General features: G+C 34.2%; 17 protein-coding genes and 1 pseudogene. 16 read left to right on the plus strand and 2 right to left on the minus strand.

From position 1 onward, the window contains the following. Positions 1-13: 13 nt before the first annotated feature. On the minus strand, positions 14-1,462 hold the full coding sequence (gene miaB, locus HMPREF2660_RS05890) for a tRNA (N6-isopentenyl adenosine(37)-C2)-methylthiotransferase MiaB (protein ID WP_013597666.1): 1,449 nt from the start codon (positions 1,460-1,462) through the stop codon (positions 14-16). Between the two features lie 119 nt (positions 1,463-1,581). On the opposite strand from miaB, the gene HMPREF2660_RS05895 reads away from it, so the two are divergent. From HMPREF2660_RS05895 to HMPREF2660_RS05930, 8 genes are all read left to right on the plus strand, one after another. Beyond that, positions 1,582-2,388 (plus strand): DUF2189 domain-containing protein, encoded by an 807-nt coding sequence (locus HMPREF2660_RS05895; RefSeq protein ID WP_070486082.1) that lies wholly within the window; start codon positions 1,582-1,584, stop codon positions 2,386-2,388. An 85-nt stretch (positions 2,389-2,473) separates the two neighbouring features. Beyond that, entirely contained in the window at positions 2,474-4,984 is a 2,511-nt protein-coding gene (gene topA / locus HMPREF2660_RS05900; RefSeq protein ID WP_070486084.1) for a type I DNA topoisomerase, read from the plus strand. Beyond that, positions 4,984-6,123, plus strand: a complete 1,140-nt coding sequence (locus tag HMPREF2660_RS05905) for an arginase family protein (protein ID WP_070486085.1) — start codon at positions 4,984-4,986, stop codon at positions 6,121-6,123. Before topA ends, HMPREF2660_RS05905 begins: the two co-directional genes overlap by 1 nt. Before the next feature lie 106 nt (positions 6,124-6,229). After that, positions 6,230-7,693 (plus strand): T9SS ring complex lipoprotein PorK/GldK, encoded by a 1,464-nt coding sequence (gldK, locus tag HMPREF2660_RS05910; RefSeq protein WP_070486087.1) that lies wholly within the window; start codon positions 6,230-6,232, stop codon positions 7,691-7,693. A gap of 43 nt (positions 7,694-7,736) precedes the next feature. Beyond that, positions 7,737-8,414: a type IX secretion system motor protein PorL/GldL gene (gene gldL, locus HMPREF2660_RS05915; RefSeq protein ID WP_070486089.1), complete on the plus strand. Its 678-nt coding sequence runs from the start codon at positions 7,737-7,739 to the stop codon at positions 8,412-8,414. Between the two features lie 50 nt (positions 8,415-8,464). Then, a complete protein-coding gene (locus HMPREF2660_RS05920) occupies positions 8,465-10,024 on the plus strand; it encodes a type IX secretion system motor protein PorM/GldM (RefSeq protein ID WP_013597660.1) in 1,560 nt (519 codons plus the stop codon). 13 nt (positions 10,025-10,037) lie between these two features. Further along, positions 10,038-10,940 carry a type IX secretion system ring subunit PorN/GldN gene (gldN, locus tag HMPREF2660_RS05925; protein ID WP_013597659.1) on the plus strand — a complete coding sequence of 301 codons (903 nt, stop codon included), beginning with the start codon at positions 10,038-10,040 and terminating at the stop codon, positions 10,938-10,940. 92 nt (positions 10,941-11,032) lie between these two features. Further along, on the plus strand, positions 11,033-11,254 hold the full coding sequence (locus HMPREF2660_RS05930; RefSeq protein ID WP_070486091.1) for a hypothetical protein: 222 nt from the start codon (positions 11,033-11,035) through the stop codon (positions 11,252-11,254). 119 nt (positions 11,255-11,373) lie between these two features. Here HMPREF2660_RS05930 and HMPREF2660_RS05935 read toward each other — a convergent pair whose 3' ends face one another. Continuing rightward, complete coding sequence (locus tag HMPREF2660_RS05935) at positions 11,374-12,414, minus strand: acyltransferase family protein (RefSeq protein WP_070486093.1); 1,041 nt, start codon at positions 12,412-12,414, stop codon at positions 11,374-11,376. A 108-nt stretch (positions 12,415-12,522) separates the two neighbouring features. Here HMPREF2660_RS05935 and HMPREF2660_RS05940 point away from each other — a divergent pair, with 108 nt between their 5' ends. The 8 genes and pseudogenes from HMPREF2660_RS05940 to HMPREF2660_RS05975 form a co-directional block, all read left to right on the plus strand. Then, complete coding sequence (locus HMPREF2660_RS05940) at positions 12,523-13,323, plus strand: hypothetical protein (RefSeq protein ID WP_070486094.1); 801 nt, start codon at positions 12,523-12,525, stop codon at positions 13,321-13,323. A gap of 5 nt (positions 13,324-13,328) precedes the next feature. Further along, complete coding sequence (locus HMPREF2660_RS05945) at positions 13,329-13,952, plus strand: T9SS type A sorting domain-containing protein (RefSeq protein WP_083299071.1); 624 nt, start codon at positions 13,329-13,331, stop codon at positions 13,950-13,952. Between the two features lie 27 nt (positions 13,953-13,979). Then, positions 13,980-20,594 (plus strand): RHS repeat-associated core domain-containing protein, encoded by a 6,615-nt coding sequence (locus HMPREF2660_RS05950; protein ID WP_070486096.1) that lies wholly within the window; start codon positions 13,980-13,982, stop codon positions 20,592-20,594. Continuing rightward, on the plus strand, positions 20,578-21,321 hold the full coding sequence (locus tag HMPREF2660_RS05955; RefSeq protein WP_068597634.1) for a hypothetical protein: 744 nt from the start codon (positions 20,578-20,580) through the stop codon (positions 21,319-21,321). Before HMPREF2660_RS05950 ends, HMPREF2660_RS05955 begins: the two co-directional genes overlap by 17 nt. 755 nt (positions 21,322-22,076) lie before the next feature. Next, positions 22,077-22,667, plus strand: coding sequence for a hypothetical protein (locus tag HMPREF2660_RS05960; RefSeq protein WP_070486098.1), 591 nt, complete (start codon positions 22,077-22,079; stop codon positions 22,665-22,667). Further along, positions 22,655-23,038 carry a hypothetical protein gene (locus HMPREF2660_RS05965; protein ID WP_070486100.1) on the plus strand — a complete coding sequence of 128 codons (384 nt, stop codon included), beginning with the start codon at positions 22,655-22,657 and terminating at the stop codon, positions 23,036-23,038. Before HMPREF2660_RS05960 ends, HMPREF2660_RS05965 begins: the two co-directional genes overlap by 13 nt. Positions 23,039-23,235: 197 nt before the next feature. Then, entirely contained in the window at positions 23,236-23,781 is a 546-nt protein-coding gene (locus HMPREF2660_RS05970) for a hypothetical protein (RefSeq protein ID WP_070486102.1), read from the plus strand. Further along, positions 23,765-24,002: pseudogene (locus HMPREF2660_RS05975) on the plus strand (hypothetical protein); the annotation flags it as partial. The gene HMPREF2660_RS05970 and the pseudogene HMPREF2660_RS05975, both read left to right, overlap by 17 nt.

The following is a 24,002-nucleotide window of genomic DNA, read 5'->3' on the forward strand; positions in this document are numbered from 1 at the left end:
TTTGCTAAGATAATTAGTTTTGATTTTGCATTTCTCCTAATAGGGTAGCGGTAGTGCAATCGTGTACGTATACTTGTACAAAATCGCCAACGCTGGTTCCTTCAATTTTCGGAAAAACAATAACAGCATTTTGTGTATTTCTACCGAACCAATAATTTTCATCCTTTTTCGAGTTTCCTTCGATCAAGACTTCATGCGTTTTGCCGACATAAGCTTTCATGCGTTCTGCAGAATGTTGTTGCTGAAGAGAAATGATTTCTTGCAAACGTCTTTTTTTGGTTTCCGCAGGTACGTCATCTGCCATTTTTTTATGCGCAGGTGTGCCTGGGCGATCAGAATAGGCAAACATATATCCGAAATCGTATTTTACATATTCCATCAATGATAATGTGTCTTGATGCTCTTCTTCTGTTTCTCCGCAGAAACCAGCAATCATATCATGCGATAGGGCACAATCCGGAATTATTTTTCTGATTTTATCAATCAATTCAAAATATTGCTCTCGAGTATGTTGACGATTCATCCTTTCTAAAACCGTTGTAGAGCCAGATTGTACAGGTAAATGGATGTATTTGCAAATGTTGTGATGTTTGGCCATTGTCTCTAATACATTGTCCTTCATATCTTGCGGATTCGAGGTTGAGAATCGAATTCTAATCGAAGGGAATTGCATAGCTACCATATCGAGCAATTGTGCAAAATCTACTGCTGTTGCTTTCTGGATTTCAGTTGCATTCTTGAAATCTTTTTTCGGTCCTCCTCCGTACCATAAATAAGAGTCTACATTTTGTCCTAACAGCGTAACTTCTTTGTAGCCCGCTTCATGCAATTCTTGTATTTCTCGCAAAATAGAATGTGGGTCGCGAGAACGTTCTCTCCCGCGCGTAAAAGGAACTACACAGAAAGTACACATGTTATCGCAACCGCGTGTAATGGTAACAAAAGCAGTTACACCGTTTCCGCCCAGACGAATAGGTGAAATTTCAGCATAAGTTTCTTCTTTCGATAATTGTACATTGATTGCATCTCGTCCGTCTTCTACTTCGGTAAGTAAATTTGGTAAATCACGATAAGCATCGGGGCCAACAACAATATCTACCAAATGTTCTTCTTCTAAAAATTTATGTTTCAGGCGTTCGGCCATACAGCCAAGTACACCGATTTTTAGACTGGGATTTTGTTTTTTGATGGCATTGAGTGCGTTGAGACGATTACGCACAGTTTGCTCTGCCTTGTCGCGTATAGAGCAAGTGTTAAGCAATATAAGATCTGCTTCATTGACCTGATTTGTAGTCTGATAGCCTTCTTCGGTGAGAATAGAGGCAACAATCTCGCTGTCGGAAAAGTTCATCTGACAACCATAGCTTTCTAAAAATAATTTCTTGCTCGCATTTCTTGTAGGCAATGTCATTAGAGCTTCTCCTTGTCTCGATTCGTCTATATATTTTTCGTTTGCTTGCATTTCTTTTGAAGTCTATTAATTTGCAAAAATATAAAATAATGGTGACACATTGGCAGTATATTTTTTTTTTGCATTGATATTAACATTTATTAGATTTGATATGATTTAAAAATAGAAAAATGAATCAAGAAGTACAACAAAGATTAAACGGGCTGACACCCGATAAAACACGTTTCAGTATAAGTGATGTTCTAAACGAAGCGTGGGAACTATTTGGTAAAGTTGCTCTATATGCTGTTTTTGCAACCTTGCTCTATTTCTTTTTATCTACTATAGTGACAATGGTTCTCGGAATGATTTTTCCCGTCGACCAAACCGAAATACAAATATTGTTAGAAAGTGATCGTCTCGATTTGGAATCTTTGCAGGAAGCTTTTGTAGATCAATTCAATCAGACTAATTACAAATTGACTGTGATAGCAAATTTTCTTCTCGCTTCATTATTGTATCCTATCATGTTTGGTGTTGTTTATTTGGCGTATAAAAGAGATCAGAAACAAGTAATTGCTTTTGGCGATATTTTCTACGCATACAAAAATGGACTATTTCTCAAATCATTTACGTTGAGCATGTTGTCTATTGTTTTTATGTACATCGGGTTTAGTTTGTGCTTCGTGCCAGGTTTTGTTTTGTCGGCATTAATGATGTTAAGTGTTCCTTTTGCTTTGTTTACTAATCTAGATGCATTACAGGCAATCAAAGCAAGTTTCCGAGTAACCACTAAAAACTTTTCAGGATTCATTGGGATGTTATTTTTAATGGTCTTAATCTTAATTGTAGGTTTTTTAGTTTGCATTGTTGGTTTATTAGCAGCCTATCCACTGATTTATATTATTATGTATGTATTATACAAAAAAATTATAGGTTTTGAAATCATAGTAAACGCAAATTTTTTCGAAACCGAAATAAAAAATCCATACCAATAAAAAGGAGTTAGATAACAAGCTAAAAATAAGTTTTTGGTCTGTTTATTTTTTTGTCGTTACTTTTGCAAAAAAATATCTCAATCCTATGTCAAAAAATCTCGTAATAGTGGAGTCTCCCGCCAAAGCAAAAACCATTCAAGGTTTCTTGGGGAATGATTTTATTGTAGAGTCAAGTTTTGGTCATGTTGTCGACCTTCCTAAAAAAGGAATGGGAATAGAAATTGACAATGACTTTCAGCCCAACTACGAGGTTACGCCCGATAAAAAAGAAGTAGTTAAAAAGCTCAAAAGCTTATCAGACAAGGCAAAAGTTGTCTGGTTGGCATCGGATGAGGATCGTGAAGGGGAAGCGATTGCATGGCATTTGTATAATGAATTAGGATTAGACAAAAAAGAAACCAAGCGTATCGTTTTCAACGAAATTACCAAAAAAGCAATCCAACATGCAATCGAAAACCCAAGATCGATAGATATCAACTTGGTCAATGCACAACAAGCACGCCGTGTACTCGATCGACTGGTTGGGTTTGAAATGTCGCCTGTTCTATGGCGAAAAATAAAACCAGGACTTTCTGCTGGGCGTGTACAGTCGGTTTCGGTAAGATTAATCGTGGAGCGTGAAAAAGAAATTCAAGACTTTCAGCCGGTAGCCACTTTCTGTTTTGTTGCCACTTTCAGGACAGAAGAAAACAAAACATTACCGGCCAGCCTAACCCAAGAATTCGATAGTTTTGATCAAGCAAAAGAATTTATAGAAAGTTGTGTAGGAGCAAGCTATTCGGTAAAAGATTTACAGAAGAAACCAGCAAAAAGATCACCTTCTGCCCCTTTTACAACCTCTACATTACAACAAGAAGCATCAAGAAAATTAGGTTTTTCGGTTTCGCGAACAATGAGAGTTGCCCAGCAATTGTACGAGTCGGGATATATTACTTATATGAGAACCGACAGCGTGAATTTATCCGAAGATGCTTTGTCGGCTATCAAAAAAACTATTCAAACGCTATTCGGAGAAAAATACGCCTATAAAAGAAAATATACCAATAAAAATACTTCGGCACAAGAAGCTCATGAGGCTATCCGTCCGACCAATTTCGAGAATCAAACTATTCAGGCCGATGCTTCGATGAAGAAATTATATGATCTGATTTGGAAACGAACAGTCGCTTCTCAAATGGCCAATGCCGATTTAGAACGAACAATAATTGATATAGAAAACTCTAAAAATCAACAAATATTCCAGGCCAAAGGAGAAATAATTGTATTCGATGGTTTCCTGAAAGTTTATCAAGAAAGTTTAGATGACGAAGATATTGAAGACGATAAATCTATCCTACCAAAAGTATCTAAAGGAGAAAAATTAGACGTTTCTATAATCCAAGGGCAAGAAAAATTTACGCGTGCGCCAGCAAGATACACCGAAGCCTCTTTGGTGAAAAAGTTAGAAGAATTAGGTATCGGACGACCGTCAACTTATGCGCCGACTATTTCGACAATCCAAAATAGAGGATATGTTGAGGTAGGTGAAATCGAGGGGAAAAACAGGAATTACCGCGTTATACAACTGGAAAATGACACAATAACAACCGAAGTAAAAACCGAAGTATATGGAGCGGATCGACGAAAATTGATACCGACCGATATCGGAATTGTCGTAAACGATTTCTTGGTAGATTATTTTTCGAAAGTGTTGGATTATGATTTTACAGCGCATGTAGAAGAGAGTTTTGATAAAATTGCCGAAGGAAAACAGCAATGGACAAAAATGATCGAGCAATTCTATCAGAAATTTCATACGCAAGTAGAAGATGTAAAAGAGAATGCAGACAGAGCAACCGGGGAACGAGAATTGGGTATAGATCCTGTTTCGGGTAAAAAAGTATATGCAAGAATAGGACGATTCGGTCCGATGATCCAGATAGGAGAAGCCGAAGATGAAGAAAAACCAAAATTTGCGAGTTTACTAAAAACGCAATCTATTCATCAAGTAACCTTAGAAGAAGCCCTGAAGCTTTTCGAGTTGCCAAAGAAATTGGGGAATTATAAAGGGTATGATTTGGAGGTGAATATTGGGCGATTTGGCCCGTATGTAAAATTCGATTCCAAATATGTGTCGATCCCGAAAGAAGAAGATCCGATGGATATAACATTCGAACGCGCAGCTGAGTTGGTAGAAGAAAAGCTACAAGCCGATGCGCCAATTGCACAATACGAAGGGCAAGATGTTACCAAAGGAGTAGGGCGTTTTGGACCCTTTATCAAATGGCAAGAATGGTTTATCAATGTGCCTAAGAAGTACGATTTTGATCATCTTTCGCAAGCTGATATTGAGGAGCTTATCGAGGCCAAAAAGCAAAAAGAAAGCGAGCGAGTAGTTCGCGAATGGGTAGAAGAAGAAATTAGAATAGAAAAAGCCCGTTGGGGAAGATTCAATCTGATTCATGGTAAGATTAAAGTAGAGTTGAGCAAAGATACACCAGTAGCAGAGCTAACGTTGGATGAAGTGAAGAAGCTATTAGGCTCTGATAAAACCAAAACAAAAACTGCAGCTAAGAAAACAAAAACAACGACTCAGAAAAGCATTAAAAAGAAATAATGTTCGAAGAATTTCTAAATCCGGTAAACGAAGAATTACAGAGTTTTGCTTTTTCTCAAAGTCCCTATAGCGTAGGACATTATGTACACTTTTATTATGACTTTGAAGATGAGAAAGAAGAAAACAAGACAAAAATTGCCCTTTTTGGTGTAAAGGAAAAAACCGACGATTACGATGTCGATTTTACGCTAATTCGCAAAGAATTCTACCAACTAAAAAAAGGAGATTGGGATTCTATTTTGGTAGATTTTGGAGATATAGAGCCAGGAGCAACTTTCGAGGACAGTTGTTTTGCCTTTCATCAAGTTCATCAGCGACTGCTAAAAAAAGGATTTGTTGTTATAGTCATCGGTAATTTGCCAGAATTCACTTACTTCCAATACCGTTCATTTGATGGGATTAGGAACAATGTAAATCTGAGCCTTGTCGATGCAAAATTTAGATTAGGTGATGATACTGAGATACTCAATAGCGAAAATATTTTGAGTAAAATAATCAGTCAACCACCCCATAATTTGTTCGAGTATACCCATTTTGGGCATCAGGCTTTTTATGTTGCACAGGAAGAGCTAAATCTTATCGAGCATCTTAATTTTGATGTGATTCGTTTGGGAGATTTAATGAAAAAAATTCGTCGAGTAGAACCTTTTTTAAGAGAGTCGGATTTGCTGGCCATCGACTTATCATCCATTCAGGCAAGTGATTTTTTCTCGACTCCTCGCCCGATACCGAACGGTTTCAATGCTCGAGAAATATGTGCCTTGACCCGCTATGCGGGGAGCAGTCATAGCCTGCAATCGCTCTATATCTATAATTATATAGAAAAATTCAGATTGCCCGATCATTTATTATTCTCGCAAATGATTTGGTATTTTATAGATGGGCAAAATCATCAACCCGAAAAAGTTAGTTTTGATGATGAACACTATTTCGAGAAAATTCACGTTCCTACTGTAGAACAGGATTTAGTTTTTTACCATAATCTATATACCAATCAGTGGTGGATAGAAATAAAACGGTTAAATGATACGGCCGAAGATGGCATACATCGGGTACCTTGTCATAAAAAAGATTATATGCAAGCAGTTCGTGGCGAAGTGCCTGATAGATTTTGGAAATCTTTTAAAAAATTTTATTAAAAGATAATAATCTATTAAACTAAACGTTAGTACTATTGCAATAAATTTTTTTGTAAATAATAAATAATTAATAGTTTTACACTTGCTTAAAATAAAACAAAGTAGAATGAGAAGAATTTTGGTAACAACCATGTTATTATCATTGTCAGCAGCAACTTTTACATCATGTAATAAGTTGAAAAAAATGGGAAGAAGTGGTAATAACGATGGTCAAATCGTTTCTAAACAATCTTCAGCATGGAGCCCAGAACGTCCGAAAGGGATGGTGCCCATTCCAGGAGGATCATTTGTGTTAGGACAAACAGATTACGATTTTACATTTGAGAACGATGCTCCGGTGCGTACAGTTTCTGTAACAGGTTTCTTTATGGACGATACCGAGATTACCAATTCGCAATATCAGATTTTTGTTGGTTATGTAAAGGATTCAATTGCACGGACACGCTTGGCGGAAAGAGCAGAACAATTAGGGTTTAATGCAACGAATCCTGGCGGAAATACCGGTGGTGGAATTGCAAGTTATAGCTTTGTATCTGGGTCGCAAAACGGACAAGGAACACCGTATGATGAGTATCTACAAATGAATTCTACTGGTCGTGAAGGCAGTGCAACTACAAATGCCGATGCAAGAAAGTTGAATTGGGACATACCTTTGGTGTGGGAAAAATACGAATACCCAGATGTGGATTATGCAGAAGTAATGGAAGGCCTATATTATCCACCAGAAGAGCGTTTCAATGGTGAGCGTTTGATCGATACCCGTAAGCTAAATTACAGTTATGTATGGGTAGACCAAGAAGCAGCGGCTAAAAAACAAGGAGCATATCGTATAGATTTCCGTAGAGAAGAAGTGGTAAATGTATATCCAGATACTACGGTTTGGGTAAGAGACTTCAATTATTCATACAACGATCCGATGCATCAAAACTACTTTTGGCACGAAGCATATGCTTCTTATCCAGTAGTTGGAGTCAATTGGAATCAAGCAATGGCTTTTTCGGCCTACCGTACCAAAAGACATAATGACTTTTTGAGCAGAAAGGCTAAACGAGGAAAAGCTAAAAAAGTAATCGATTATCGTTTGCCTACGGAAATCGAGTGGGAATATGCAGCACGTGGAGGATTGCAAAATGCACCATACCCATGGGGAGGTCCTTATCTGACAGACGATAGAGGATGTTATTTAGCCAACTTCAAACCAAAACGTGGAGACTATATGGAGATCACCGAAGGTAAAAAAACAGGCTATATGTATACGGCTCCAGTAAAAACCTTTAAGCCAAACGGTTATGGTTTGTATGATATGGCGGGGAATGTTGCCGAGTGGACTTTATCACCGTATAATAGATCATTTTATCAGATGTCATCTACACTAAATCCAAGTATCGGGCGAAATGGTGACAATAATATTGCCGTACGTGGAGGATCGTGGAAAGATATTGGGTATTTACTAATGGTTTCTGCACGCGATTGGGAACATAAAGATTCTGCACGCTCGTATATCGGATTCCGTACAATACAACCTTTCCCAGAAGGAGCTAAAGTAAACTTTAGAACAAGAAAGAAATAAGAAAACCTATACTCTAAATAAGAATTTAATACAGAACACAATTATGGCAGCACAAGCTACAAAACAAGAAAGATTAACAAATTTTCTTTATAACTTTTTCGCCGCAGTAGTAATTATTGGGGCACTATGTAAAATCACGCATACAAGTCCTCTAGGGATTAGTGCCAATATTATCTTATCAATAGGATTAGTGGCAGAAGCACTCGTCTTTATGTATGCTGCATTTTTTGATAAACCTTCTGGAGAGTATGATTGGGAAGTTGTTTACCCAGAACTGGCAGATGGAAAAGCCAGAGTAAATCGCTCTGCACAAGCAGTTGTAGGAGCAGGAAATAATTTGACAGCAGAGCTGGATAAAGTTTTGGCTGAAGCAAAATTAGATAAAGAAGTTTTCGAACGCTTACGTACATCATTGGATAAATTTGGATCGGCTGTAAGTGAGCTAAATACTACAACTTCTGCCGTTGCTTCTACCGAAAAATATGGAGCAGAAATGTTGAAGGCGTCAGAAAACATTAGTTCTTTGAATACCTTATATGCGCAACAAATCGAGAATAGCAGAAAACAAGTAGAACTTAATAAGCAGTTTATCGAAGAGATGCAAAAATCTTCTGGTAGCTCAGAGCAATTCCTGAAAGAAATGCAATCGTTATCAGAAAACATCAATGCATTGAACAAAGTTTACGGAGGTATGTTAAACGCAATGCGCGTAAATCAATAATATCCTACCCAATCATAAACAACTTATTATTAACACTACGATAAAATAAAATGGCAGGAAAAAGACTAACTGGTCGTCAGAAGATGATCAACCTAATGTATCTTGTATTCATTGCAATGATGGCGATGAATGTGGATCGTGAGGTGTTGCGGTCTTTTGAGAGTATCAATATTACCCTTGAAGAATCGGCAAAATTAACCGCTGATAACAACGCAACCTTCTATCAACAAATTAAGAAAAAAGCAGAAGAAGACCCAGCCTACCAAGTTACCGATGAAAAAGCCGGTTTGGTAAAAGCAAAAACTAATGAATTTGTAAACTTTATCGATAGTCTGAAAAAAGAATTAATCGGTACCGATTACATAGCAGGTGCAGAAGATACCGATTACAACTCATTACAGAATACAGAACCTATCGTATCTCTACTTTTCAAAGGAGGAAAAGCAGATAATGGAAACCAAAAAGGTCAAGAGTTGGTAAAAAGAATCAACGAATTTCAGAAATTTCTTTTAGGATATGTAGGGAATGATCAATCATCAAGAAACAGTATACTTTCATTTTTCAATACCGAATCGAAAAGTAAAAAACAGAATTGGTTGAATGAAAAATTCTATGACCAGCCGATGGTTGCTGCATTGACAAACTTTACTAAATTACAAGTAGATGCTCGTACACTAGAGGGAAACATCGTTCGCGATCTATTATCAGGTAAATTGAAAGAGAAAATCGAACTCAACGCATTCGAAGGACTTTTCTTATCTCCTGGAATAGTAGAACAAGGATCAGACGTTGCTCTGAACGTTGTATTAGGAGCCTATGACAATAGCCTTACAGGTAGTGTCGCAACTAGTGCAGGAAACGCACAAATCGTGAACGGAAAAGCAACTCTGAAATTGAATACCGGTTCTATCGGAATTCATAAACTAACGGGTTCTTTAACGTATAGGGATGCAGATGGAGAAAACAAAACCGTACAAATTGTTCCATCTACCTACCAAGTAGTTGCGCAAACTTCTGATGTGAAATTCAAAGAAGTTATAGAGAAGGATCCAACAGGAGGTTCTATTGTTGCCGATAATTTACGTGTAGTTTACCGTGGAGTAAGCAACCCAATTTCTGCAACCATCAATGGAGCCAACAGTGCAGTAAGCCTTACAGCCTCTTCGGGTAGCTTATCGGGTGCAGGAGCCAACAAATGGAACTATACCCCTGCAGGTGGAAGCGAAGTAGTGTTCACAGCATCGGCCAAAGCAAGTTCGGGTAGAACAATTTCGGTAAGAGAAACATTCAGAATCAAACCTGTTCCGCCAGCACGTGGTCATATTTTAGGACAAACTTCACAAGCCATTCCAGCCAATGGTCTTGCTGGGCAAACTGTACGTATAGATTGGCCAGATTTCTTGTTCCCGATCACGGGTGAGGTAACTTCGTTCAACGTAAAAGTTCCGGGGCAACCAACTGTTAGAGTTTCAGGAAACAAGATGAGTGGAGCAGCAGCTGCACTAAGTAAAGCACAAAAAGGAGACGTGGTAGGCGTATTCGATATTAAGTATAAAACAAACTCAGGTCAGTCTGGAGAAGCATCTTCAGTGACGATCGAGGTAAGATAAAATAGATATAGATATGAAGAATCTTTTGTTTGGCATCATGAGTTTTCTCTCTGTCGCAACATATGCACAAAGTATATTGAATGCGAAAAGCCCAGAAGAATTGAGAAAGCAACGTGCCGATTTGGTGAAAGTTGATGCTGCAGGTGACTCTATTAGTTTAGCAGTAAAACCATTAGAATATGGGTATACAGAAGAAAAAGATGTAATATGGTCGAAAGTGGTTTGGGAAGTTATTGATCTTAACGAACGTCTCAATCAACCCTATTATAGACAAACTGACGGTTTGGTACAAGAATCGGCTTCTTTGTATGATGCGTTGGTAGAAGGAATCAGAAGTGGTAAAATTACCGAAGTGTATGATGATGAATTCTTCAAACAAAAAATGACGTATGATCAAATTATGGCGCGTGCGGAGAAAGTGGATACAACCGATTTCTACCGTCAACAAGTAGAAGCAGGTGAAACACCAGACGAAGGAGGGATCTTCCGATTCAATATCGATACACAAGACATCAAAATGATCAAAGTAAAAGGTATGTGGTACATCGATAAACGTTTGGGCGAAATGCGCTATCGTTTATTAGGCCTGTCGATTATGGGACCGGATGCACAAACTTTAGGAACCGAATTCAACGATGGTGAGTTTGTGGATCTTTTCTGGATTTATTATCCTGGAGCACGTGATGTTTTAGCCAACTATAAAGTGTTTAACCCAAACAACTCTTCATCAAGTATTTCGTACGATGATATGTTGAATGCACGCCGATTTTCATCGGTAATCTACAAAGCTCAAACCGCTTATGGTAACCGTCCGATCGAGGATTATATACCAAAAGATGCCAAAGGTCAGCTAGAAGAAAATGATCGAATCAGAGAGAGTATTCTACAATCAGAAGCCGATATGTGGCATTATTAATGAAATAATAAAGTATTCATCTATAAAAAAAATCGTGAACGGTTAGCGTTCACGATTTTTTTATTAGGTAAGGGAGAATAATTGAAATCAATATGGTACCTAATCAATCGGGTGTTCAGCGATATGTTTTTGCAAGTTTGAATGATGCCAAAACGATGAGTGTGACTAACACAGGAAAAGTGACTTTAGGAACCGATAAATATGATCTTTCTGGTTATCGCCTTTTTGTGAAAGATGGAATAAAAACAATACACCTATACGTTGAAGTTGCATCTGTCAATCAGTGGGCATATCCAAATTTTATGTTCTGTTAGATTAAACTTAATGATGTTGAATTTATTAAATTTTGTTTACTGATACAAGTTTTTGAGAACATAAATAAAAGAAAAAAGTGGTCGAATTCGACCACTTTTAAAATCTCATTATACCACCGTTAAATAAATAATTTTTTCAATTTTAAAAATTGATTTTCGAACAGGTAATATGATAAGATACTACTCAAGATTGTTGCTGTCAAAGATAGGCTGAAAATCAACCAAAAGTTTTGTGAAAATTTCGCAAAAAAATTAATCCAAATTGTATGGAAAAGATACATTGCATAGGTATATTTACCCAATCTTGAAAAAATATTTTGATTCGAAATTTTTAATGAATTCTTTTCTGGGAGTGTAAATGAAAGCAGTAAAATGGTAACAAAACAGATGATGAGAGGTTCTAAAATAACACGATCAATATGGATGTGCGGAACATAGAAAAACAAAAATACTATTATAACTGCAAAAAGCCATTTGATAAAAACTGGAATGTTTTGTAAACTATTTACACGATAAAAGTGAAAGCTCGTAAAATAAGCTAAAATACCGCCTGATGAAAAATAAATAAGGTTAGTATTGAGGTCTAAACTAGTCAACTCAATTTGATGGTAGATAATTCTACAAACAAGTGAGAAAATCAAGCTTAAACCTAAAAATAATGGTAATTTTTTGAAAGAGATAAAATAAAAGACAACTGCCCAAATGATGTAAAAATGCTCTTCGATACAGAGTGACCACATAACGCGAAGCGGCGATGCATTTGGAAAGTCGTTTTTCCACATCATTTCGTAATTCTCTAAGAACAGAAAAGGGAAAATCCAATTCGGTTCGTAACCTTCACCGCTAAACTCTAACGATAAAAATTGTAAGATAAAGGGAGTAAAAAACGCAAAGAAAACCATAGCGAAATACAAAGGCCAAATACGTAGTCCTCGTCGAATCAGAAAGTTTTTGATGTTAATTTTTTGGTTTTTTTTCTTGGTTTCGATCAGAATATACGTAATCAAAAAACCACTTAAAATAAAAAATATTTGCACTCCAATCCCACCACTTTTGGAGAAAAAACTCAGTATAGAATTTTCTTTAAGAGGTAAATGTTGTAAAAAAACAATGAAAAATGCTAAAAATCTAAGTGCATCGAAAGTGTGGAAGTATTTCATTTCAAAATATAAGCATGTAAAAATAGTTTAAAAAAATATAATGATTAAATAATTGAGATAATTAAATCATTTTTTATATTTACGAATAAATAAAACCTAAATATAATTATGAAAAACCTTTACTCTTTAATTCTTACTTTAATCTGTGTAACGTCTTATGCACAATATATAAGTACTACAACTTCTACAACTAATTACAATAAGGATTTAAAACATAATGGCCGGGTGTCGTTTGGAGACGCTTCAATCGATGATTCATGGGGTTTTAACAATTCTGTAATTCATGCTGGATACACTACTCCTAAAACAGTATTAATCACCATGAAACATCCCTCTGGTAGAATTGAATTTGGATTAGTAGGGCAAGCTCAAGCTCATGACCCAATTGCTAGAATTGGAGATGGGGTTCTTAAAGTTCAAGGAGGAAAGGATTTTATTTTTTCCTTTGGCTCTGCAGGGAATCCAAATGGTTTACCTGGCCAATCGGGCGTTCAGCGATATGTTTTTGCTGGACTATATGACTCTAAAACCATGAGTGTTTATAGTACGGGTAAGATCACTATGGGAACCGATAAATATGATCTTTCAGGGTATCGCCTTTTTGTTAAAGATGGAATAAAAACAGAACGCTTAAAAGTTGAAGTAGCTTCTGCTAATCAGTGGGCAGATCACGTTTTTAATGACGATTATAATCTAATGCCATTAAATGAGGTTAAAACTTTTATAAATACAAATAAACATTTACCTAACATTCCTTCAGCTAAAGATGTTGTTGCCGATGGAGGTATAGAACAGGGCGAGTTGAATGCTAAACTCTTAGAAAAAATTGAAGAGTTAACACTTCATTTGATTCAGCAAAATGAAAAGATAGAATTACTACAAAAAGAATTAGAAATGCTTAAAAAGTAAATTCTATGAAGTTTTTATTTTCTTTTACAGCTCTTTTGCTGACCTTTTCTATGTATGCTCAGAGAGTAATTAATAGCACCCAAACTCCTAATCAAAATGTACACGATCGTCAATCTGTAAATTTCGAAAACGGAGCACAGATAACGGCATCAGGTACATCTACGTATTTTGCTTTTACAGACTCCAATACAGATGGTGTTCCTGATTATGATGTTGAATTGACTTCCAATAAATTGAATTTTGAATATGATGAGGCCGGAAATCAAATAAAGAGATTTTTAACTATTGTTATTGTTTCTCATAGACCAAATGATGCAGGAGAAGAAGATATAGTTTATGATGAAATAGCCTTTCTTAATGAACCTGACGAACTAAACATTATAACATTTGATGTCTTTCCTAATCCAACAACTGGTCCTCTTACAATAAAATGGAATAACACAAATGTTAAGATTACAGACGTTCAAATTTATGATTTAACAGGAAGTCTGATGTCTAATATTTCAAAAAACAATAGAGGGGATTCTAATGTAGAATTGAATATTTCTAACCTTTCAACTGGAATCTATATGTTACGATTTGTCACCTCTGAAAATGAGGTTATCAGCCGAAAAATTATAAAAAAATAATCTATCTAAACCATAGACCTTATTATTATGAGAAAATATTTTATTTTCTTACTTGCTTTTGTTTTGTATTTAAGCAATGTTTCTGCCCAACAAACTTTTCATGATACGACTGGAAATATTGAAGTAGATGGAGGTGGACAATTAAATTTCACACTTCCTATCGCTCTACCTCCAGGTATTAAAAAAGTTGCTCCACAAATTAATTTGGTATACACCAGTAATTCTGCTAATGGAATCGCTGGTTATGGTTGGAATTTATCTGGATTGACCAATATATCAAGAACTGGAAAAAATTTAGAAAAAGACGGAGAATCAAAATCATTTGATTTGTCCTATTCTGATTTTTACCAATTTAATGGACAAAGATTGATTCTAAAATCTGGAGAATATGGTAAAGACGGAGCTCTATATACCACCGAGAATTTTTCAAATGCTTTAATCAAGTCACACGGTACAATAACTGGAAAAAATTGGCAAGGACCAGAATACTTTGAAGTTACTTTCGAAGACGGTTCACAAGCTTGGTATGGTGCCACTGCATCAGGAGAAAGTACTGCTAGAACTCCTGTAGAATATAATATCGTAAAGTGGATTGATGCACAAAGCAATTACATTACCTATACTTACACGCAAAGTAATAATGTTTCTTTAATAAGTAAAATTAGTTGGGGAGGAAATGAATCATTGGGTAAAGCACATTTTAACTCTATTGTGTTTGTTTATGACACTCGTAAACTTCCAGAAACTACAATTTTGAATGGAAATGGACAAGGCATTAAATTAATACAAAATAAAATACTGAGTTCTGTAACAGTAAACGCTGTAAATAAGCAATTTAAAAAATATGCTATAGAATATGGAGAGTATCCATATACAAATTATCAATATATAAAGACGATTAAAGAGTTCAATGCTCAAAATGAAATAGCTAATCCGATCGAATTTTCATATCAAGATTTAGAATCCAAAACATGGAAAACAACCAATATTAAAGATGCTAACCATGACAATAAAAAGGGTGAATTATACGGAGATTTTGATGGAGATGGGGAATTAGATTTAATTATAAATGATAATAAAAACATTTACTTATATAAAAGTGTTTTTAAAACAAGCAATCCTCAGAAAGTTTTAATTGGAAATTTAAGTAATTTAAACACCGTTAATCTAAAATTAGCTACTACAGGATCAATAAAATCTCTAGATAACAATGTAATTCCTAAAACGTCTATTGTTTTGTTAGATCAAGTTCCAGCGAACGGTTACAATAAAAGAGATTTAGATATCTATGTGTACACTTTAGATAATGTTACAAATCAATTAAAATTAGAATTCAAAAAGGTTTTATCTGCATCCCATTATGATATGAGTGGGGAATTTGGAGACCCTACTGTTCCTATTGAGCCAGGAATGGTCAATTTATACACTACATACAATTCCTATTTAGACTCTTTAGGCTCAATTGATGTTGACGGAAACAGTTTATCGGAATTAATGTTGCAAGTAAAAACCATAACTTGTGAAACTCAATACGGTAATACAATTGAAGGTCCTGGAGGTATAGGTATAGGAGGTGTAAATATACAAGGACCTTTATGCACAGATTATAAATCTACATATGTTTTAAATATAAATGAAGATGTCAATCTCAATATTGGTCAAGCATACAATAATTTATTAAATGAATATATAGAAGGTGATTTCGACGGAGATGGAATTACAGATTATTTAAAAATAAACAACAATACTAAAAAAGCTAATCTAGCATTCTTCAAAAAATCAAATAATAATTCCACTAGATATATGACTTCTAGTTCATTCAATCCTGTAATTGGGCATCTTGATGGAATCGTTTCCAATGCTGTCGCTGGAGATTTTAATGGAGATGGAAAAACTGATTTACTGGTTCCTAAAGAAGATAAAAAATCTGATTGGTTTTTGTTTTTATCTAATGGAAAAGGATTTGAACCCGCTGAACTCAAGTCAAATTTAACTTATTTTTCTAAAGAATATGTTGCGACTGATGTTGGGAAACATAATCGTTTTCCTGAAAGTACATGTGTTTTCCATACAGGAACGCACTATGAGTATAAAACATTAGACCTAAACAATGATGGTCGAAGTGAATTAGTAGTTAATAAAATTATAGTTAAAAATCATGAATGGCGAAATCACTACGATCAAGAACATACCCAAGTATTAACTTCTGTATATTCAACGATTGAATCCTCAAACCATTCACTAACATTCAACCTTATTTCACAAAAGTCGCATAATTTTGATAATATGGTTGTGCCTTTTAGCATCTCACATATCGAAGGGGAGTTGGTAGTTCTAGGTAAGCCTGATGATTGCGGAAAATATGATTGTGAATCTTTTATTTACATCAAAGTAGGTGGTTATAATGATTTAGCCCCCATTCGTCGTATGAATAGCATCACACAAGGAGGTATCATAACAAAAGCTGTCTATAAACCTCTAGATGCCAGTAGCGATAACACTTTCTACAAAAGTGAATCCTTGACTTATCCTTATTTTGATCCTCAACGCATGCCAAAAAACTATGTTATAGCTCAACTACAACAAGATAATAAAAAACAAGATTTCTTGTACAGAGGCATGATGGTTCATTTACAAGGAAAAGGTTCGCTAGGTTTTAGACAAATGGCTCGTTCTTCTTGGTACACCAATGGGTTCGAAAATACAAAAGTCTGGTCTGTAATAGAAAGAGATCCTAATCTAGATGGTAATGATGTTAAAATTTGGACTATAAAAACAAATAATGATGTTAATAAAATTTTTACTTCTGACTTTTCTACATCAAACCGTGATTTATTATCATTAAATACTACTGAATATTTAAAAGAATACTATGATGGAGGAAATAAGCTTACAGAAAAGCCAACTTTGCCCACACCTAATCTAATAAGCGCAATTGTTCCTAAAAAAGTAACAACATTAGACAATTTGACAAAGGTAAATACAGTAGAAACATTCGAATACAACCAATATTATTTACCTACTAAATCGGTTACAAACGTAAACAATGGATATGGTGTGACCACCAATAATTTCTATTATTCAAACAATCCAAATGGTGTTGGACGAGATTATTATATAGGAAGACCAAGTGGTCAAGTAACAAGTGTTAGCGCTTATGGTAATATTATAAGAAATGAAGAATTTTTTTATTACACAAATAATCTGTTGACTAAAATCGAAAAAGAAGATCGAAATGCAGAATATTATATAATAGAAAACTTTGTATACGATGGTTTTGGAAATGTAATTCAAAAAACAATCTCAAATAATGAAGATGGTCTAACTAAAACCACAAAATCAAGTTATGATGCACGTGGAAGATTTGTTATACGAGCAACAGACAATCTAAACATCTCAACTAATTTTACTTTTAATGATTGGGGACAATTGTTAACAGAAACCGATACGTATGGTAACAAAACAACCAATACCTATGACAATTGGGGGAAATTAATTACATCACATCATAATTTAACTGGAACCACAAGTTATAGTTATGAAAAAGATTCTAATGGAAATATTATTGTCACAGAAAATGATCCTATCGGTAATTACAAAAAAACTTTTACTAACAAATACCAACAACAATATAAAGTAGAAACCAAAGGGTTTAACACGAATTCAATTGTTAATAAGGAAGTTCATTACGATGCAATTGGTCGGAAAATAAGAGAAAGTGAACCTTATTATAATGGCGAAACTATTAAATACAACACCATTGTCTATGATGACAGTGTTTACCCCGCAAAAATAACAGCCACATCTTTTACTGGAAAAATAGTATCAACCTCTATTAATGGTTTAGTGACAACCACAAAAGAAGAAAATGGATACAATAGAACCACAACCCAAGAAACTGATGCTTTAGGAAATGTAATAAAAACTACCGACCCAGGAGGAACAATAACGTATAAATACAATGCGGTAGGACAACAAATATCTGCTACGTATGGTAATAATATTGTAACTACTAAATATGATCACTGGGGACGAAAATCAGAATTTCATGATCCATCAAATGGCTTGTATAAATATTTTTACAACGGTTTTGGTGATATCATAAAAATTGAAAGTCCTAAAGGTCATAAAACATTTACCTACAACGCAAAAGGACAATTAATCAATCAAAAAGAAATAGCAAATGATGCTAGTACCAATAAAAACATAAACTTCACGTATAATACAAAAGGAGTTTTAACTCGAAAAACTGGTACAGTAAAAAACGCAAAAGGTACAAATGAAACGTATACTACTAATCTTACCTATGATGCAAACGGTAGACTTGCTACAAGTGTAGAGACAAGTAATGGAAGAGTGTTTTCCCAAAAAGGAATTGTATTTGACCAGCATGGTCGTATAACTTCTTTTCAAAAATCATTAGTGTCAAATGGTGTTACGACAGAAGCTAACATAGAAAATGTTTACCATCCATGGAGTGGAGCCTTATACCAGGTTAAAGATAAAAATACAGGTGACATTCTATGGCAACTAGACGAAACTTTAGCTGGTGGACAGGTTCTAAAATCTAAATTAGGCAGAACATCAATTACCAATACTTTTGATGCTAATAACTTTTTAACATCTACTAAACATTTATCAAATGGACTAAATACTGGTGGTAATACTGTACTAGACATGTCATATTCATTTAATGCTCTCAAAAATGAATTAAACACTAGACAACGGAATGGTGATTTTAACATTAACGAAGTTTTTACTTACGACCAAAATAATCGTTTGACGAACTGGACAAATCCTACAAATGGATTAATGCACTTCAATGTTTATGATGAAAAAGGGAGAATAATAGAAAATAACCAATTAGGTAAAATATCGTTCCCTGCATCTGGTAAAATCTATCAACCATCAGAAGTAGAACTGAACAACGAAGGGAATAATTATTATCGTCAAGACCTTATACAGCAAATCAGCTACAATGAGAATAATGACCCTATCTATATAGAAGGCGTAAAAGGTGATGCTGTATTTTCGTATGGATTAACCAATATGCGACAAAAAGTAACCTACGGAGGTAACTTTTCGCAAACCACTGATGGGCAATTCACAAAACTATACGATGAAACAGGAAGTTTTGAGGTAGTGATAGATCACCAAACAGGGCAAGAAAAACACGTTTTATACATAGGTGGATCACCTTACGAGGCTAACATCATGTTAGTAAAAGATTTTGCTCAAACTACAGCTTCTTATCATTTTTTACATAAAGATTATTTAGGAAGTATCTTAGCAATAACAAATGCTGTTGGAACTAAAGTAGAACAAAGACATTATGATGCTTGGGGTAATTTTACGCATCTTAAAATAGGAAGTAACCCCATTGTTACAGACCCAAATACTATATTACAGTTAGCCAAAGACATGTTGATTGACCGTGGATATACAAGCCACGAACATTTCTTAGAGTTAGGTATTATCCACATGAACGGTAGACTATATGATTCTATATTAAGACGTTTCTTAAATGCTGACGAAAACATACAAGACCCAACCAATACACAAAATTATAACAAATACGGCTATGTATTCAACAACCCTTTGTTATTCAATGACCCTAATGGTGAGTTTTTTGTTTTTTTAGGTATTGGAGCTACAGTTTGGAAGGCTATAATTATTGGAGCTACTATTGGACTATCGACTTATTCTATAAGTGTCGCAATAAACGGAGGTAAATGGCAGTTAAAGGCTGCTCTAAAGTCCACTATGTGGGGTGCAATATCCGGGGCGGTAACGTTTGGTATAGGCAGTGTATTCTCCAGTGCAGGAACTGGTGCGTTTACTGCAATTGGAGATGCTCTTAATAATGCAGGTGTTTTAGGCTTGGTAAAAGCCGGTACGCATGCCGTAGCACAAGGTGTCATGTCTTTGGCGCAAGGTGGTAATTTTTCTCAAGCTTTTATTGCTGGTGCTTTAGGTAGTTTGGGTGCAGCTGCTTGGACCAGTACCATGAATGCAGCCAACTTATCTCAATTTGCACAGAGTACCGTTGGTATGGTGAGCTTTGGTGCCATTAGCGGTGGTGTAGGTTCTGCCTTATCGGGTGGTAATTTCTTTGAGGGCGCGCTTATTGGCGGTGTCGTCGCGGGGCTAAATCATGCGTTGCATAAAGAGATTTATAAAAAACAACTTAAAAATTTAGAAGCAAAAATAGATAGAGACATTATTGATGCTGAGTTGAATCCAAATTTAGAAGCCGAAAAATCAGATCAATTTGTAAAAACATTAACCTCTAAAGTAGAGGTTTTGAATGAATTACTTAAATCTGTAAAAAAAAAATGGAATGTAAAATTCGGATCTTTTGATAATAACACAAAAAGAGGAGACTTATTAATTCTTAGAGGGAGTGGTGATAAACTATCTTTTAATCTAGGTATGGGTATCGGTAATGGTTATGTATTCCCTGGTACAATTATATTATCTGACCCTGCCTTTTCCACAATTAGAGAACTTGCTTTAACTATTGGAAGTGGTTTGATTTATCATAAGGATATTTCTGTAAATTACGGACAAATTGTTTCAAGATTAAAAAGAATAGAACAAAATAATAAAGCATTAAATTGGTACAATGAATGGGGCTATTAAATATTTTTTAACTTTAGGCATTTTTAATGCCTTAATTTCTTGTTCAACTTATAACAAAAAGTTGAACAAGAATCAATTATCAATTAATATTCTGAATGAATATTTGAATTATAATCCCAATTTTTTTGAATCTTATGATCAAATTGTACAGTACGAAATTATTAATCATTCCAATGAAACAATCGTTTTATATATAGATGATTCTTATTTCAATGTTACAAACTATGATCAATATCTTAACGGTTCAGAACATATAAAAGTATATCGTAATTTGTCTTTAGGTCTAATATTCTATACAGAAAAAGAGGAGAATATAGAGGTGATTCCTATCCCAGAAATAAGAAAAAGGAAAGATTGTTGGAGTTTAACAGACGACAAAGCTAAATTTTTAGTTCTCAATCCATTCAGCAAAATACAACTGGCAACCAGAATCAGTTTACCCATTTACCATGTTGATTGCATGTTTGTGCAAAGAGAAGGTGAATTTGAAAATATAAATAACTATATAAAGCTCTATGACGTAAACTCTACAAATGTTGGGATAATCTTCAATAATATAAGTTTTGATAATACTTCTATTCAAAAGGAACTAAACGAATTCAAAAGAAAAGGATTCAAAATTTTCAGAGGTGAAATAAAATCTAATTTTATACCAATTAAATTAACTCCTGTATTAAACAAAAGAGACTCAATAGACCCAAATAAAATTCAACTTTTTGAAAACTAGGGGTTAAAAAGTTATATAAAAGGTTTTTTAGGAGGAGAATCATTTCCTGGAGGAACTAGATCTTGGGGGAAGGAAAGAGTATGGATTACACCTGATTCTAATACAATTATATATGGGAGATCTGGTTTTACTATTCATGGAGGCGATGTTTATGGTTCAGCAGGGTGTATTGATTTAGGACCTAAAAGTAGCGTATTTTTCAAAGCCTTAAGAAGTTTTAAATTTCAAGAAATTATACCATTAACAGTAAAATATTAAACAATGAAACTTATATTGAGTGCAATTATTTTTTGTTTATCGATTATTTTTCTCTTTCTTTTTTATGAAGATGTTTTTAATTTTCAATATATAAGAGAATCATATTTGGCTGTACAATCACAAAGTAATTTTTTTACTCAAAGTTATAGATTATTTTATGGACTAAATGTTACAGTATTCTTGTTATCTTTCTTTTGCTCGTTATCATTTATTTTATTCATATGTACCTCTAAAAAAATATTTTATCGTGGTATGATTTATAGTTTTGCTTTTATAGTTTTGATATTCTTAATACGTAATATTAACTTTTAATCTAATATTATATGAGTTCAACATAAAAAAACAATATTAATCTTTTAATAATCACAAAGATTTGTGGTTTAGAATGTGGCGAAACATATTTTTATTTCTTTAGAAAAGAGCAAAATAATCTTTGGAAACTTTTAAGAAAAGAAAGAAAGTGTAATCAAATATTAGAGAATGAGAATTATTAATAATTGGATTCCATTAGCGGTGGTGTAGGTTCTGCCTTATCGGGTGGTAATTTCTTTGAGGGCGCGCTTATTGGCGGTGTCGTCGCAGGACTCAATGATGCGATGCATAAAGAATCTCCTGACAATGGATATGAAAGAGATGAAAATGGAAATTATAGACAGATAAATACAGAAGGAGGAGATACTATAGATTATTTGTACGAAAATGAACAGATTGTAGAAAGTAGAGAGGTTATTTTTCAACCATCTGAAGTTCGTCCTTCTTATGGTGATAGAACTTATGGGTATAAGTGGGAACCTGTAAGTCCAAATCTAATAGAAGTAGATATTATAGGCGGAAAATCATTAGTTAAAGGTGGTTATTCTTTATTAAAACTTGGGGTAAATAATATGAAAGTACCTCTTGCAAATGCTACTGGAAACTTGATTAAAACTCATGCTCCAAATCTAAATAAAGGTCGTTACTTAAGAGTTGGTATTTCAAAAGCAAATAACATTAATGCTAATCCAGGTACTAGAAAGGTATTTAGAGTAACGTGGGGAAATAGTAAAAAACATTGGTTCAATATTGATTTAGGAAAATGGGGAAAATAGATTCAATCTACATACTTGATAATGTAAAATGTAAAATAGCAAACATACAAGAATTATCATTGAAAAAAATTACAGAACTATTTATAGAAATTGAAGTAAATAATTTAACTTTTGACTGTACAGAAGGAATAGGTGTTAGAGGCGTTTATGAAGACCTTCCTAATAATCAATTAGAAATAAAATTTAAATATAATGATTTAAATTTTGAGTTTTATTTATCATTTGATCAGTTAGAATACTATATATTTAGAAATTCAAAAAAGGTGAGTGAATGTATCGTTGAGGATTTTTTAGGAGAGGATATGCATATAAAAAAATTTATACAATTCTTGAAAAGTGATTTAATAAAACTTGGTATTTCCTTTAATTAGAAAAATTGATATTTTTAAAGAGTCTGTTTTCTTAAATGGTGAATGGTGAATTATATATTGAAAAAAAATTTCAATATATAAAAGATAAATATAATGTCCACTTTTTGCTGACGATTTACAATTATGTTCCTTGGGAATTCAAAATTTCATATAAAAATCCAGGATATCCTAAAGGTGATAATATAAAAACAAAATAAATGAGAACAAGACTTTTCATCACTTTAATAATAGGTATAGCATTTCTATTAACAGATACTCAAACGTATTATTATGGAATTGGTAAAGGCTTTTTAGCTACTAAAATCCCACCAACACTTAAAATTAAGTTTGGAGATTCCGACTTAGGTAATACTGGTCCAATAATAGAAGAAAATGATATGTCTGGGGTTTATTTAATTGCAAAAGGATCTGATATTTCAACAAAACCGAATAATGATTTTATCGTGTCAAAATTTAAATCTTACTACTTCAAAGCAAACCAACTAATTGCAGAAGTAGTCAATGAATCAAATATTACTAAATATATAAGTATTGTACCAATACGATCAAATAATGAGTATCCTAACTATAATATTGAAGAAGTTTTACTCAGAGATTTTAAAACAACTGATTATAAGTATGTTAACTTAGATTATTCTATTCAATATTTCAAAAAATTAAAATCATTAAGATATGTAATAGTTATTTGTTTTATATTAACTATTGCAAATATTATTTACTATTGGTATGTCAATAGAAATTAGCATATCAAGTGCATTAGGTAGCTTAGGCACAGCTGCTTTTGGTGATGTTATGAAATCTGTAAATCTTAGTCAATTTGCTGAAAGTACTGCAGGAATGGTTACCTTTGGAGCATTAAGTGGTGGTGTAGGTTCTGCTCTCTCTGGTGGTAATTTCTTCGAGGGTGTGGTGATTGGAGGTATGGTCGCAGGGCTTGTAAGTTCCCCGTTTTTCCAACAGTTCA

Origin of the sequence: Weeksella sp. HMSC059D05, from assembly GCF_001809725.1 — a bacterium.
Classification (GTDB): domain Bacteria; phylum Bacteroidota; class Bacteroidia; order Flavobacteriales; family Weeksellaceae; genus Weeksella; species Weeksella virosa.

Coding starts and splice junctions, on each gene's coding strand:
- HMPREF2660_RS05895 (WP_070486082.1), top strand. CDS start 1,582: ATGAATCAAGAAGTACAACAAAGATTAAACGGGCTGACACCCGATAAA.
- gldL (WP_070486089.1), top strand. CDS start 7,737: ATGGCAGCACAAGCTACAAAACAAGAAAGATTAACAAATTTTCTTTAT.
- HMPREF2660_RS05940 (WP_070486094.1), top strand. CDS start 12,523: ATGAAAAACCTTTACTCTTTAATTCTTACTTTAATCTGTGTAACGTCT.
- HMPREF2660_RS05955 (WP_068597634.1), top strand. CDS start 20,578: ATGAATGGGGCTATTAAATATTTTTTAACTTTAGGCATTTTTAATGCC.
- gldN (WP_013597659.1), top strand. CDS start 10,038: ATGAAGAATCTTTTGTTTGGCATCATGAGTTTTCTCTCTGTCGCAACA.
- HMPREF2660_RS05920 (WP_013597660.1), top strand. CDS start 8,465: ATGGCAGGAAAAAGACTAACTGGTCGTCAGAAGATGATCAACCTAATG.
- gldK (WP_070486087.1), top strand. CDS start 6,230: ATGAGAAGAATTTTGGTAACAACCATGTTATTATCATTGTCAGCAGCA.
- HMPREF2660_RS05970 (WP_070486102.1), top strand. CDS start 23,236: ATGAGAACAAGACTTTTCATCACTTTAATAATAGGTATAGCATTTCTA.
- HMPREF2660_RS05905 (WP_070486085.1), top strand. CDS start 4,984: ATGTTCGAAGAATTTCTAAATCCGGTAAACGAAGAATTACAGAGTTTT.
- miaB (WP_013597666.1), bottom strand. CDS start 1,462: ATGCAAGCAAACGAAAAATATATAGACGAATCGAGACAAGGAGAAGCT.
- HMPREF2660_RS05935 (WP_070486093.1), bottom strand. CDS start 12,414: ATGAAATACTTCCACACTTTCGATGCACTTAGATTTTTAGCATTTTTC.
- HMPREF2660_RS05950 (WP_070486096.1), top strand. CDS start 13,980: ATGAGAAAATATTTTATTTTCTTACTTGCTTTTGTTTTGTATTTAAGC.
- HMPREF2660_RS05945 (WP_083299071.1), top strand. CDS start 13,329: ATGAAGTTTTTATTTTCTTTTACAGCTCTTTTGCTGACCTTTTCTATG.
- HMPREF2660_RS05965 (WP_070486100.1), top strand. CDS start 22,655: ATGGGGAAAATAGATTCAATCTACATACTTGATAATGTAAAATGTAAA.
- topA (WP_070486084.1), top strand. CDS start 2,474: ATGTCAAAAAATCTCGTAATAGTGGAGTCTCCCGCCAAAGCAAAAACC.
- HMPREF2660_RS05930 (WP_070486091.1), top strand. CDS start 11,033: ATGGTACCTAATCAATCGGGTGTTCAGCGATATGTTTTTGCAAGTTTG.